12 protein-coding genes and 2 pseudogenes are annotated in these 12052 nt (G+C 53.1%); 10 read left to right on the forward strand and 4 right to left on the reverse strand.

From position 1 onward, the window contains the following. Positions 1–134 (forward strand): annotated as a pseudogene (locus QZ506_RS00350) (IS256 family transposase); the annotation flags it as partial. Between the two features lie 107 nt (positions 135–241). Here QZ506_RS00350 and gyrB read toward each other — a convergent pair. From gyrB to dnaA, 4 genes are all read right to left on the reverse strand, one after another. Continuing rightward, positions 242–2653, reverse strand: a complete 2412-nt coding sequence (gene gyrB, locus QZ506_RS00355; RefSeq protein WP_291968299.1) for a DNA topoisomerase (ATP-hydrolyzing) subunit B — start codon at positions 2651–2653, stop codon at positions 242–244. Between the two features lie 18 nt (positions 2654–2671). Further along, the gene (gene recF, locus QZ506_RS00360) at positions 2672–3757 is read right to left on the reverse strand and encodes a DNA replication/repair protein RecF (RefSeq protein ID WP_291968290.1); all 1086 of its coding nucleotides are present in this window, start codon (positions 3755–3757) and stop codon (positions 2672–2674) included. A gap of 93 nt (positions 3758–3850) precedes the next feature. Further along, entirely contained in the window at positions 3851–4951 is a 1101-nt protein-coding gene (gene dnaN, locus QZ506_RS00365) for a DNA polymerase III subunit beta (protein WP_291968291.1), read from the reverse strand. Between the two features lie 4 nt (positions 4952–4955). Beyond that, on the reverse strand, positions 4956–6338 hold the full coding sequence (gene dnaA, locus QZ506_RS00370; RefSeq protein ID WP_291968292.1) for a chromosomal replication initiator protein DnaA: 1383 nt from the start codon (positions 6336–6338) through the stop codon (positions 4956–4958). Between the two features lie 649 nt (positions 6339–6987). Here dnaA and rpmH point away from each other — a divergent pair. The 9 genes and pseudogenes from rpmH to QZ506_RS00410 form a co-directional block, all read left to right on the forward strand. Then, positions 6988–7128: a 50S ribosomal protein L34 gene (gene rpmH, locus QZ506_RS00375; RefSeq protein ID WP_291968293.1), complete on the forward strand. Its 141-nt coding sequence runs from the start codon at positions 6988–6990 to the stop codon at positions 7126–7128. An 18-nt stretch (positions 7129–7146) separates the two neighbouring features. Beyond that, the gene (gene rnpA / locus QZ506_RS00380; protein ID WP_291968294.1) at positions 7147–7506 is read left to right on the forward strand and encodes a ribonuclease P protein component; all 360 of its coding nucleotides are present in this window, start codon (positions 7147–7149) and stop codon (positions 7504–7506) included. Next, positions 7470–7727: a membrane protein insertion efficiency factor YidD gene (gene yidD, locus QZ506_RS00385; protein ID WP_291968295.1), complete on the forward strand. Its 258-nt coding sequence runs from the start codon at positions 7470–7472 to the stop codon at positions 7725–7727. Before rnpA ends, yidD begins: the two co-directional genes overlap by 37 nt. A gap of 2 nt (positions 7728–7729) precedes the next feature. After that, positions 7730–9376 carry a membrane protein insertase YidC gene (yidC, locus tag QZ506_RS00390; RefSeq protein ID WP_291968296.1) on the forward strand — a complete coding sequence of 549 codons (1647 nt, stop codon included), beginning with the start codon at positions 7730–7732 and terminating at the stop codon, positions 9374–9376. Between the two features lie 76 nt (positions 9377–9452). Beyond that, positions 9453–10817, forward strand: a complete 1365-nt coding sequence (gene mnmE, locus QZ506_RS00395; RefSeq protein WP_291968297.1) for a tRNA uridine-5-carboxymethylaminomethyl(34) synthesis GTPase MnmE — start codon at positions 9453–9455, stop codon at positions 10815–10817. Between the two features lie 226 nt (positions 10818–11043). Beyond that, positions 11044–11295 (forward strand): helix-turn-helix domain-containing protein, encoded by a 252-nt coding sequence (locus QZ506_RS00400; RefSeq protein WP_291968298.1) that lies wholly within the window; start codon positions 11044–11046, stop codon positions 11293–11295. Between the two features lie 3 nt (positions 11296–11298). Next, a complete protein-coding gene (locus tag QZ506_RS21395) occupies positions 11299–11424 on the forward strand; it encodes a HipA N-terminal domain-containing protein (protein WP_367272946.1) in 126 nt (41 codons plus the stop codon). A gap of 74 nt (positions 11425–11498) precedes the next feature. After that, complete coding sequence (locus QZ506_RS00405; protein ID WP_291968300.1) at positions 11499–11837, forward strand: putative phage tail protein; 339 nt, start codon at positions 11499–11501, stop codon at positions 11835–11837. A 48-nt stretch (positions 11838–11885) separates the two neighbouring features. Further along, a pseudogene (locus tag QZ506_RS00410) lies at positions 11886–12052 on the forward strand (IS256 family transposase); the annotation flags it as partial.

The raw sequence follows: 12052 nt of genomic DNA on the forward strand, positions 1-12052 counted from the left end.
ACTCGGTGAAGAAGGTCGTATGGCTGGCAATCCAGGCGGCCTCACAGAAATGGACGATGCCCTTACAGGACTGGCGTATGGCAATGAGTCGCTTTATTATCGAGTTCGGTGACCGCCTTGACGGTCACTTCTGAGGAAAGGTATTTACACAAAATCTTAAACAGGCTCAGCCCCCCTTATTACTGAGTCTACTGCCTGTCAGCCAGTATTTCACATTGCATGAAAACCGGCAGCCAATCTATCAGATATCAATGTTGGCAGCTTTCAACGCGTTCTCTTCGATAAAGGCGCGGCGCGGCTCAACCGCATCGCCCATCAGCGTAGTGAACAGCTCATCCGCTGCCATGGCGTCTTTAACGGTCACGCGCAGCATGCGGCGGCTTTCCGGATCCATGGTGGTTTCCCACAGCTGTTCAGGGTTCATTTCGCCCAGACCTTTGTAACGCTGAATGTTCAAACCACGGCGTGACTCTTTCACCAGCCACTCCAGCGCTTGTTCGAAGCTGTTAATCGGCTGTTTACGCTCACCGCGCTCGATGTACGCCCCCTCTTCGAACAGGCCACGCAGCTTTTCACCCAGCAGTACGATTTTGCGGTATTCGCTGCCGCGTACGAAGTTGGCATCCAGCACATAATCGGTATCTACCCCGTGAGTACGCACGCGCAGTACTGGTTCGGCAAGCACTGAGTTATCGTTCAACGCACCGCTGTAGCTGCTGCCGTGCACATCATCTTCATTGAGGGTTTTCACCAACGCCGCCAGCCAGCTTTCTACTTTGGCACGGTCTTGCAGATCGTTTTCTGTCAGCGTGTCTTGGTAAATCAAGGCATTCAACAACGCACGTGGATAACGACGTTCCATACGATCGATCAACCGCTGTACGCTGTGGTGATCTTTCACCAGCAGTTCCACCTGCTCGCTCTGCAACGCAGGTGCCTGAGCATTGATGTGCAGCGCCGATCCATCCAGTGCCAGAGCAATCTGGTACTGGTCCATCGCTTCATCATCTTTAATGTACTGTTCCTGCTTGCCTTTCTTCACTTTGTACAGCGGCGGCTGGGCAATAAAGACGTGACCACGTTCAATGATTTCCGGCATCTGACGATAGAAGAAGGTCAACAGCAGCGTACGAATGTGCGCACCATCGACGTCGGCATCGGTCATGATGATGATGTTGTGGTAACGCAGCTTGTCCGGATTGTATTCATCGCGGCCAATGCCACAGCCTAATGCAGTGATCAGCGTGCCCACTTCCTGAGAAGAGAGCATCTTGTCAAAGCGCGCTTTCTCCACGTTAAGGATTTTACCTTTAAGCGGCAGAATGGCCTGATTCTTACGGTTACGCCCCTGCTTGGCAGAGCCGCCCGCCGAGTCCCCTTCCACTAGGTAGAGTTCCGACAGCGCCGGATCGCGTTCCTGACAATCCGCCAGCTTGCCCGGCAAGCCAGCCAGATCGAGTGCCCCTTTACGACGCGTCATTTCACGTGCTTTTCGGGCCGCTTCGCGCGCGCGCGCTGCATCAATAATTTTGCAGACCACGATTTTGGCGTCACCCGGGTTTTCCATCAGGTAATCGACAAGACGTTCGTTCATCAGCGATTCCACCGCGGTTTTCACCTCGGAAGAGACCAGCTTGTCTTTGGTCTGCGAAGAGAATTTCGGGTCCGGCACTTTCACCGATACTACGGCAATCAAGCCCTCACGCGCATCGTCACCGGTGGCACTGACTTTGGCCTTTTTGCTGTAGCCTTCTTTTTCCGTGTAGCTGTTCAGCGTGCGAGTCATCGCGCCACGGAAACCGGCCAGGTGCGTACCGCCATCACGCTGGGGGATGTTGTTGGTAAAGCAGTAGATATTTTCCTGGAACCCGTCGTTCCACTGCATGGCAATTTCGACGCCAATATCGTCTTTTTCCGCGCTGAAATAGAACACCTGCGGATGAATCGGCGTCTTGTTGCGATTCAGGTAGTCAACAAACGCTTTAATGCCGCCTTCATAGTGGAAGTGATCGGCCTTACCCTGCTCACGCTCGTCGCTGAGACGGATGGAAACACCAGAGTTCAGGAACGACAGCTCACGCAGGCGCTTGGCCAGAATGTCGTATTCGAAATCTGTGACGTTGCTAAAGGTTTCCATGCTCGGCCAGAAACGCACGGTAGTACCGGTACGTTCGGCATCCCCCACCATGGCCAGCGGTGCCTGCGGCTCGCCGTGACGATAAATTTGGTGGTGAGTTTTGCTATCACGGTAAATGGTCAATTCCAGCTTTTCAGACAAGGCGTTGACCACGGAAACCCCAACACCGTGCAGACCGCCGGACACTTTATAGGAGTTATCGTCAAACTTACCGCCGGCATGCAGCACGGTCATGATCACTTCGGCCGCAGAGACACCCTCTTCTTCATGAATACCGGTAGGAATGCCACGGCCATCATCCTGCACCGAAACCGAGTTATCTTTATGAATGGTAATAACAATGTCTTTGCAGAAGCCTGCGAGCGCTTCGTCGATAGCGTTGTCCACAACCTCGAATACCATGTGATGCAGGCCTGTGCCGTCATCCGTATCACCGATGTACATACCCGGGCGTTTACGTACCGCATCCAGCCCTTTCAATACTTTGATACTTGAGGAGTCATAAGAATTCGACATCAACGTTTCTCGCTCATTTTAGTCCTGTAATTGAACCGTTATTTTACCCTGTTCCACGCGGAACATCTTGCCCTTTTCACCGATCATGTCATCTATCTGCTCAGCGCTGATGGCGCTAACAAATACCTGAGCCTCGGTCGCTTTTAACCGTTCAGCCAACAAACGGCGGCGGGTACTGTCCAGTTCGGAAGCAAAATCATCTATCAGATAAATACACTTGGCACCGCTATGGTGAGAGAGAAACTCTCCCTGCGCCAATCGCAACGCACACATCAATAACTTCAACTGTCCACGCGACAGCATGTCTTCCACCGCAACGCCGCCCGCCCGGATACGAAAATCCGCTTTGTGCGGCCCCAACGCGGTGTAGCCCAACTGCCGGTCGCGCTCAAACTGCCGTTCCAGCAGTTCGGCATAATCGCTCTCTTTGTCCCAGCCGCGCTGGAAAGAGAAGCTCAGTGAAAACTCCGGCAAAAACTGCTCGCAGATCGCGGTAATGTCCGCAGTGATCGCAGTGGTGTAATCCGCCCGCCAGGCGCTGATGCGCTCTGCCAGCGGAATAAGTTCCTGATCCCAGGCGCGCAGTTGACGATACTGCCCCACCTGACGCAGCGCGGCATTACGCTGGCGCAATAACCGTTTCAGGTTGCTCCATGCCGCGAAAAAACCGGGCTCATGGTGAAAACAGCCCCAATCGAGAAAAGCACGACGGTATTTTGGCCCACCGTTGAGCAACGTGAAGCCCTCCGGCGTGATAAGCTGAATCGGCAGCAACTGCGCCAGATCAGCCACCTTGTGACCATCGCTGCCATCAATACGCACGGTACTGTCGCCCAGCCGGTTTTTACTCAGACCTATCGAGCGTTCACGCTCCATGCCATCCAACCGACCGTGCAGAATAAACTCGGACTGTTCATGCCGAATCACGCGTGCTGCCTGGATGGATCGAAACGCACGACCGTGCCCCAACGTGTAGATGGCCTCCAGAACGCTGGTTTTTCCGCTGCCATTCTCCCCTACCAGAAAATTGAATCCAGGGATGAGCGCCAAATCGGCAGAGGCGATATTACGGAAATCTTTAATCAGAAGGCGGGTCAGAGCCATGGACAACCATATCCTGTACGCGACAGCCGGCACAAATGCCGACGGCAAGCGTCGGCATTCACGCTAAAAAGGGGGCAGACCAAGCGCGTCCCGCTACAGACGCATCGGCATGACAACGTATGCCGCCGCCTTGCTGGCACCGTCTTCAATCTGCACACTAGAGACAGAATCGGTTAGCAGCAAACGGACATCTTCACACTTCAGCGCATTCAACACATCCAGCACGTAGCTGACGTTAAAGCCAATTTCCATTTCCGTGCCGTTGTACTGCACGTCCAGAATCTCTTCCGCTTCTTCCTGTTCCGGGTTATTCGCGGTAATTTTCAGTTGATTCTCAATCAGGTGCAGACGCACACCGCGAAACTTCTCGTTAGACAGGATCGCCGCACGTGCAAATGCCTGTTTCAGCAAATCGCAGCTCGCTTCCAGCGCCTTGTCCGGGTTTTTCGGCAATACGTGGCGGTAGTCAGGAAAACGCCCGTCGACCAGCTTGGACGTAAAGATGAAATCTCCGACGTGGGCGCGAATGTTGTTGGTACCGATCTGTAGCTGCAATGGCGTATCGCCGCCGTCCAGCAGGCGTAGTAGCTCAATCACCCCTTTACGCGGCACGATCACCGAGTGGGACGGCAGCGACTGACCAATCTGCATGGAGCATACCGCTAGACGGTGACCGTCGGTCGCCACAGTGCGCAACTCTTCTCCTTCGGTTTCAAACAACATACCGTTAAGGTAATAACGCACGTCCTGGTGTGCCATGGAGAACTGCGTGGCTTCAATCAGGCGTTTCAGCGTCGCCTGCGGCAACGAGAATGCCACTTCGCTCTGCCAGTCATCCAGGTTCGGAAAATCAGACGCCGGGAGCGTAGAAAGCGAGAAGCGGCTACGGCCGGAACGCACCAGCATCCTGTCGCCTTCCAGCGTGATGGTAATTTCCGCGCCGTCGGGCAAGCCGCGGCAAATATCAAACAGTTTACGCGCCGGCACCGTGGTCGCGCCGGATTCATGGGCCTGGGACAGAGGGATCTTCGCCACCATCTCCATTTCCAGATCGGTGCCGGTCAGCGATAGTGCGCCGTCCGTCACTTGTAACAGCAGATTGCCCAGAATAGGCAATGTGGGACGACCACCTAACGGGCCACTCACCTGTTGTAACGGTTTTAGCAGATGCTCGCGTTCAATAATGAATTTCATAATATTATGAAGATAATGTTCTGATTAAATTTGAGAAATCTTCCTTGATGTCGTGGCTTTCCTCACGCAGCTGCTCAATCTTGCGGCACGCATGCAGCACGGTGGTATGGTCACGACCGCCAAACGCATCACCAATTTCCGGTAAGCTGTGGTTTGTCAGCTCTTTCGCCAGCGCCATCGCCATCTGGCGCGGACGTGCCACCGATCGTGATCGCCGTTTGGACAGCAGATCGGCGACTTTGATTTTATAGTACTCTGCGACCGTCTTTTGAATATTGTCGATGGTCACCAACTTTTCCTGCAACGCCAACAGATCGCGCAGCGCTTCACGCACGAAATCAATGGTAATGGCGCGGCCGGTAAAATTGGCGTTAGCGATCACGCGGTTCAGTGCGCCTTCCAGCTCACGCACGTTAGAGCGCAATCGCTTGGCAATAAAAAAGGCCACTTCACCCGGCAGACGGATATCATTTTCATCCGCTTTTTTCATCAGGATCGCCACGCGCGTTTCCAGCTCCGGCGGTTCGATCGCGACCGTCAATCCCCAGCCAAAGCGCGATTTCAGACGATCTTCTACCCCATTGATCTCTTTCGGATAACGATCGGACGTCAGGATGATTTGCTGATTGCCTTCCAGCAGCGCATTGAAGGTGTGGAAAAACTCCTCCTGAGAGCGCTCTTTGTTGGCAAAAAACTGAATATCATCGATCAACAGGGCATCGACTGAACGGTAATAACGCTTAAACTCTTCAATCGCATTGTTCTGTAAGGCTTTTACCATATCCTGTACAAAGCGTTCAGAATGCATATAGACCACTTTGGCATTTGGCTTGCGCGCAATAATGCCATTACCTACCGCGTGCAGCAGGTGGGTTTTCCCCAAACCGGTGCCGCCGTAGAGAAACAGGGGGTTATAGGCTCCGCCGGGGTTGTCAGCGACCTGACGCGCCGCCGCGCGCGCCAATTGGTTAGACTTACCTTCAACGAAGTTGTCGAACGAATGCTTCGGATTGACGTTGGAACGGTAAGTGTGCTCCGTTTGCGTCGCCGGTGTGTCCCAGCTGGGACGCACGGGTGCCTGCCTGACCGGCTGCACCGCCGCCTGAGGGCTGGCTGGCTGGCTGACAGCCACCGCTGCCAACGGCTTGCTGCCGACTTCAAAACGCAGCAAAGGCGCATCCATACCGCAGAAATCGTTCAGCAGGCCATTGATGTTATTGAGGTACTTGTCTCTTACCCAATCCAGCACAAAACGATTTGGCGCATAGAGCGCCAGCGTGTTGTCGTTCAGTTCCGCCTGTAACGGACGTATCCACATGCTGAATTCTGTGGCAGGTAACTCATCCTGCAAACGGGCAAGACACTGCTGCCAAAGCGAAAGTGACACGGCGGACTCCACTCGAACAATATTAAAATAGAAAAGAATCAGATACGTTATTTAGTGTAATTCATGATTATGACCCGGAAGCTGCAATGGCAGCCTCCTGGGTGCACCGCGCATCTGATGATGTCCATGCGGTTGCCGAGACGATCCCGAAGAAGGATCGTTCACGGGACGGCGGATCATAACCTAATCCTCGGCAGAGATCTTCCCTTTCTGCACAGTTTCGATCCTTTTTATCCACAGGCTATTCTTATCACTCGTGGCCGCCACGTGCCGCACAACGATGACACAGGCTTGCATCATGCGGACGCTTAGCATAACTGAATAGGCATTCACGCTGGAGTGAAAGCGATCATGATCCCGCATCAAGGATCGTGTCAGGATCCTTGCGATTTAATGCAGAGTACGTGTAATCCTCAGCCCGACGCGTTGATGCTCTTCTGTGCTATATCAGCAGGCAGAAAATTCCCCAAATTTATTGCGGAAAGTGCTCTATAGGCATGTGATGCCAATTGACTCGGGACGGTACAATTATTACAATCCCACCTCTTTATCTTTAATGTATGCGATTGAGGCGTCGGTCAGTGTTCACGCCGGAGCGCCAAACGCGTTTACTGTGAAGTCAATTATCCAAGTTTAGGTAGAAATCGCCATGAAACGCACTTTCCAACCGTCCATATTGAAGCGTAACCGTAGCCACGGTTTCCGTGCTCGTATGGCCACTAAAAATGGTCGTCAGGTTCTGGCCCGCCGTCGTGCAAAAGGCCGTAATCGTCTGACTGTTTCTAAGTAATAAAAGCTAACCCTCCTAGTGGTTAAGCTCGCTTTTCCCAGGGAGTTACGTTTGTTAACTCCCAGCCATTTCACTTTCGTCTTCCAGCAGCCGTATCGGGCTGGCACGCCGCAAATCACCATCCTCGGCCGCCTGAATTCGCTGGGGCATCCTCGCATCGGTCTTACTGTCGCTAAAAAGCATGTCAAACGGGCGCATGAACGCAATCGGATTAAACGTCTGACGCGGGAAAGCTTTCGTTTACATCAAGATACCCTACCTGCGATGGATTTTGTGGTGATCGCCAAAAAAGGGGTAGCCGACCTGGATAATCGCGCGTTGACGGAAGCATTGGAAAAATTATGGCAACGGCACTGTCGCTTGGCTCGCGCCTCCTGATCGGGCTGATACGCGGTTATCAGCTCGTTATAAGTCCGTTGTTAGGGCCACATTGCCGTTTTCACCCAACCTGTTCACAATACGGCATTGAGGCCATACGCAGGTTCTGCATTATAAAAGGCAGTTGGTTGACGCTCAAACGCGTATTAAAATGCCACCCTTTGAACCTTGGTGGTGATGATCCCGTACCGCCGAAACCCGACAATAACAGAGAACATTAACGATGGATTCGCAACGCAATCTCCTTCTCATCGCTCTGCTATTCGTAAGCTTTCTGATCTGGCAGACGTGGGAGACGGATAAAAATCCGCCTGCCGCTTCAACGCAAGCCATCCAGCAAGTGACGAACGCAGTCAACGGTGATACCGCCAGCCAGGGCGTGCCTAACAGCGGTCAGGGTAAACTGATCACGGTGAAAACCGACGTACTGTCGCTGACTATCAATACGCGCGGCGGCGATATCGAACAAGCCAATCTGCTGGCGTTCCCTGACAAACTGCACTCTGCTACACCATTCCTGTTGCTGGAAACCACGCCGGAATTTGTGTATCAGGCACAGAGTGGATTGACGGGTAAACACGATCCGGATAATCCGGCAAATGGCGCACGTCCGCTGTTTACTGCCACCAAGGATCACTTTGAACTGGCTGACGGACAGGACGCACTGACCATTCCGTTGACCTACACCAACGCTGACGGCGTAACCTTCACCAAAACGTTCGTGCTTAAACGCGGTGACTACGCGCTTAACGTTAGCTACAACGTGAACAACACCAGCGCGCAGCCGCTGGTGTTAACGCTGTTTGGTCAGTTGAAACAGTCTATTGACCTGCCGAAGCACCGCGATACCGGCAGCAGCAACTTTGCACTCCACACTTATCGTGGCGCGGCGTTCTCCTCCAGCGACGATAAGTACAAGAAATACAGCTTTAGCGACATGAAAGAAAACCTGAACGTCACCACCGATGGTGGCTGGGTTGCCATGTTGCAGCAGTATTTTGCTACCGCGTGGATCCCGACTACCGCCGGTGCCAACACCTTCTATACCTCGCAGTTGGGGAACGGTTTGGCCGCCATTGGCTTTAAAGCTACACCGGTAACCGTTGACGCGGGCGCGCAGAAAGACATCAGCGCAGTACTGTGGGTTGGCCCGGAAATTCAGGAAAAGATGGCGGCCGTTGCACCGCATCTGGACCTGTCAGTGGATTACGGTTGGTTGTGGTTTATCTCCCAACCGCTGTTCAAACTGCTGAAATTCCTGCACGGCTTCATCGGTAACTGGGGCTTCTCCATCATCGCCATCACCTTTATCGTGCGCGGTATCATGTACCCGCTGACCAAGGCGCAGTATACCTCGATGGCGAAAATGCGTATGCTGCAACCGAAAATGCAAGCCATGCGCGAGCGTATCGGTGATGACAAGCAGCGCATGAGCCAAGAGATGATGGCGCTGTACAAGGCGGAGAAAGTGAACCCGCTGGGCGGCTGTTTCCCGCTGCTGATCCAGATGCCTATCTTCCTAGCGTTGTACTACATGCTGATGAGCTCGGTTGAACTGCGCCATGCGCCGTTCATCCTGTGGATCACTGACCTGTCTGCGCAAGACCCTTACTACATCCTGCCGATCCTGATGGGTATCACGATGTTCTTCATTCAGAAGATGTCGCCGACCACTGTGACCGACCCGATGCAGCAGAAGATCATGACCTACATGCCGGTTATCTTTACCGTGTTCTTCCTGTGGTTCCCATCAGGTCTGGTGCTGTACTATATCGTCAGCAACCTAGTCACCATTATCCAGCAGCAGTTGATTTACCGCGAGCTGGAGAAGAAAGGCCTGCACAGCCGCGACAAGAAAGAGAAGAAATAAGCGGACTGCACAAGTCTGAGAATAAGGCGGCTATGGGCCGCCTTATTTTTTGTTTAATCGCCACAGAGAAACCATCATGAGCCATACCGATACCATCGTAGCCCAAGCCACGCCCCTCGGACGCGGTGGCGTAGGTATTTTGCGCGTGTCCGGCCAGCAGGCTGCCGACGTGGCGCGTGCCGTGCTGGGTAAATTACCCAAACCTCGCCATGCGGATTATGTGCCGTTCCGCGATGCCGACGGCAGCGCACTGGATCAGGGTATTGCCATCTGGTTTCCTGGCCCCAACTCCTTTACTGGCGAGGACGTGCTGGAGCTGCAAGGGCATGGCGGCCCGGTTATTCTTGATTTGCTGATGCAGCGCATTCTGGCACTGCCCGGCCTGCGCATTGCCCGCCCCGGCGAGTTCTCCGAGCGCGCGTTTCTCAATGACAAGCTCGATCTGGCGCAGGCAGAAGCTATCGCAGACATGATCGATGCCAGCTCTGAACAAGCGGCACGTTCTGCGCTGAACTCCTTGCAAGGCGCCTTCTCTACCCGCATTCACCGACTGGTGGAAGCGCTGATTCACCTGCGCATCTACGTCGAGGCCGCCATTGATTTTCCTGATGAAGAGATCGATTTCCTCTCTGACGGCAAGATCGAGGCGGAACTTAATGGCGTGATGGCCGATCTGGCGGATGTTCAGGCCGAGGCGCATCAAGGCAGCCTGCTGCGTGAAGGCATGAAGGTGGTGATTGCGGGTCGCCCCAATGCGGGCAAATCGAGCCTACTTAACGCACTGGCCGGGCATGAGGCGGCAATCGTGACCGCTGTCGCGGGCACCACTCGCGACGTACTGCGCGAGCATATCCATATCGACGGCATGCCGCTGCATATCATCGACACTGCCGGGCTACGCGATGCCAGCGACGAAGTGGAACGCATCGGCATTGAACGCGCCTGGCAAGAGATTGAACAGGCGGATCGCGTGCTGTTTATGGTCGATAGCACCACCACTGACGCCACCTCGCCTGCCGAAATCTGGCCAGAGTTTATGGCACGCCTGCCCGCCACACTGCCGATTACCGTGGTGCGCAATAAAGCAGACATTACTGGAGAACCACAAGGCATTGAAGGGGTAGACACTTACTCACTCATTCGCCTGTCCGCCAAAACCGGTGATGGCATCGATATCCTGCGTAACCATCTAAAACAGAGCATGGGCTTTACCAGCAACACCGAAGGTGGCTTTCTGGCACGCCGCCACCACCTGCAAGCGCTGGAAACCGCCGCACAGCATCTGGAACAAGGCAAAGAACAGTTAGTGAGCGCTTACGCTGGCGAACTGCTGGCAGAAGAGCTGCGGCTGGCACAACAGGCACTGGGTGAGATAACCGGGGAATTTACATCCGATGACTTGTTGGGACGGATTTTCTCGAGTTTTTGTATCGGGAAGTGATGTAAAAAACCGGCGAATGCCGGTTTAGCTTATCGCCTTGGTTACTTCACTGCTCGACATCTTCGCAACAGGGAGTGTAAGCATCCCAACAACCCGAGCCAGTCCACTCATAAGATACATGCGGTTTAACCTTTATAGGTGCTATATTGGCAATATCCCCTAAAAGGGGTATATGAATTTTATCCGCTATAAGGGTTAATATTATGCGCTTGCCAAAGGAAAAAGTATGAGGGTGACATCTCCGTCGGCGTTAGCAAATGTGGTCCGTGACCAACGCAAAAGCCATAAGAAGACTCAGCGAGAAACCGGCGATCGGGTCGGAATAAAACAAACAACCGTATCTGATTTCGAGAACAGACCGGAATCCACCAAACTTGATACATTGTTTAAGATCCTCGCTGCGCTGGATCTGGAACTCCATGTCATAAAACGAGATGCTGTTTCGAACGAGGGAAAGATTCAGAAACGGGAGTGGTGAGGAATGAGAACACAAACGCTGACGGTTGCGACGAACGGGGATGTCGTTGGCACGTTGTTCCGGGATGGCAGCGGAGCGATGTCATTTCAGTATCTACCTGAGTGGCTTGCAGAAGATGATGTGTACTAGCTCAGACCTGATCTGACAGACACCTGTATAAATAATCGGTAACTGTCAGATCAGGTCTGAGCTAGTACAAATTAATTAATCGCTGCGAGAAATTATGCGGGTTGCCGGACAAATGCTTGGCAAATAGAAAGCAGACGATAGGAGAGCGGCAACAAGTACTTGATGCCAAGGTGAATACGGTTGGTGGTATAAGCGAAGCATTCTTTAAAAAGCAGTTAGAAATATTGGGTTATCCCACGGCAACAATAGAACAATTTCAACATCTTGATAGTACACACGATCCGTCTTGGGGTGACAAGTGGCGCTACTACTGGCGAGTCAATATCCCTGCGGAAGCGAATGTACGCTGGATGACCTGCATCAGTGATTGCACCTCACCTATTCGCACGGAGCCTGTACACGAGATTGTGTAATTGCCTGATTTTGATATGTTCAATCCAACATCAAAAGCAGGTTACTTTATGGACGAAAAACAGTTACATGCTCTGGCTAACGAGCTGGCCAAAAATCTCAAAACCCCTGACTATCTCAACCAGTTTGATCGCCTGCTGAAAAAGATCAGCGTTGAAGCTGCCCTTAATGCTGAAATGACCCATCACCTCGGGCATGAGAAGCACCAGTCAAAATC

It is taken from the genome of Candidatus Symbiopectobacterium sp., from assembly GCF_020054415.1.
GTDB lineage: Bacteria > Pseudomonadota > Gammaproteobacteria > Enterobacterales > Enterobacteriaceae > Symbiopectobacterium.

Excerpts from the sequence above, each read along its gene's own strand:
- QZ506_RS00400 (WP_291968298.1), top strand. The coding sequence starts at position 11,044 with ATGAGGGTGACATCTCCGTCGGCGTTAGCAAATGTGGTCCGTGACCAA.
- recF (WP_291968290.1), bottom strand. The coding sequence starts at position 3,757 with ATGGCTCTGACCCGCCTTCTGATTAAAGATTTCCGTAATATCGCCTCT.
- yidD (WP_291968295.1), top strand. The coding sequence starts at position 7,470 with ATGGCAACGGCACTGTCGCTTGGCTCGCGCCTCCTGATCGGGCTGATA.
- rpmH (WP_291968293.1), top strand. The coding sequence starts at position 6,988 with ATGAAACGCACTTTCCAACCGTCCATATTGAAGCGTAACCGTAGCCAC.
- gyrB (WP_291968299.1), bottom strand. The coding sequence starts at position 2,653 with ATGTCGAATTCTTATGACTCCTCAAGTATCAAAGTATTGAAAGGGCTG.
- dnaN (WP_291968291.1), bottom strand. The coding sequence starts at position 4,951 with ATGAAATTCATTATTGAACGCGAGCATCTGCTAAAACCGTTACAACAG.
- mnmE (WP_291968297.1), top strand. The coding sequence starts at position 9,453 with ATGAGCCATACCGATACCATCGTAGCCCAAGCCACGCCCCTCGGACGC.
- yidC (WP_291968296.1), top strand. The coding sequence starts at position 7,730 with ATGGATTCGCAACGCAATCTCCTTCTCATCGCTCTGCTATTCGTAAGC.
- QZ506_RS21395 (WP_367272946.1), top strand. The coding sequence starts at position 11,299 with ATGAGAACACAAACGCTGACGGTTGCGACGAACGGGGATGTCGTTGGC.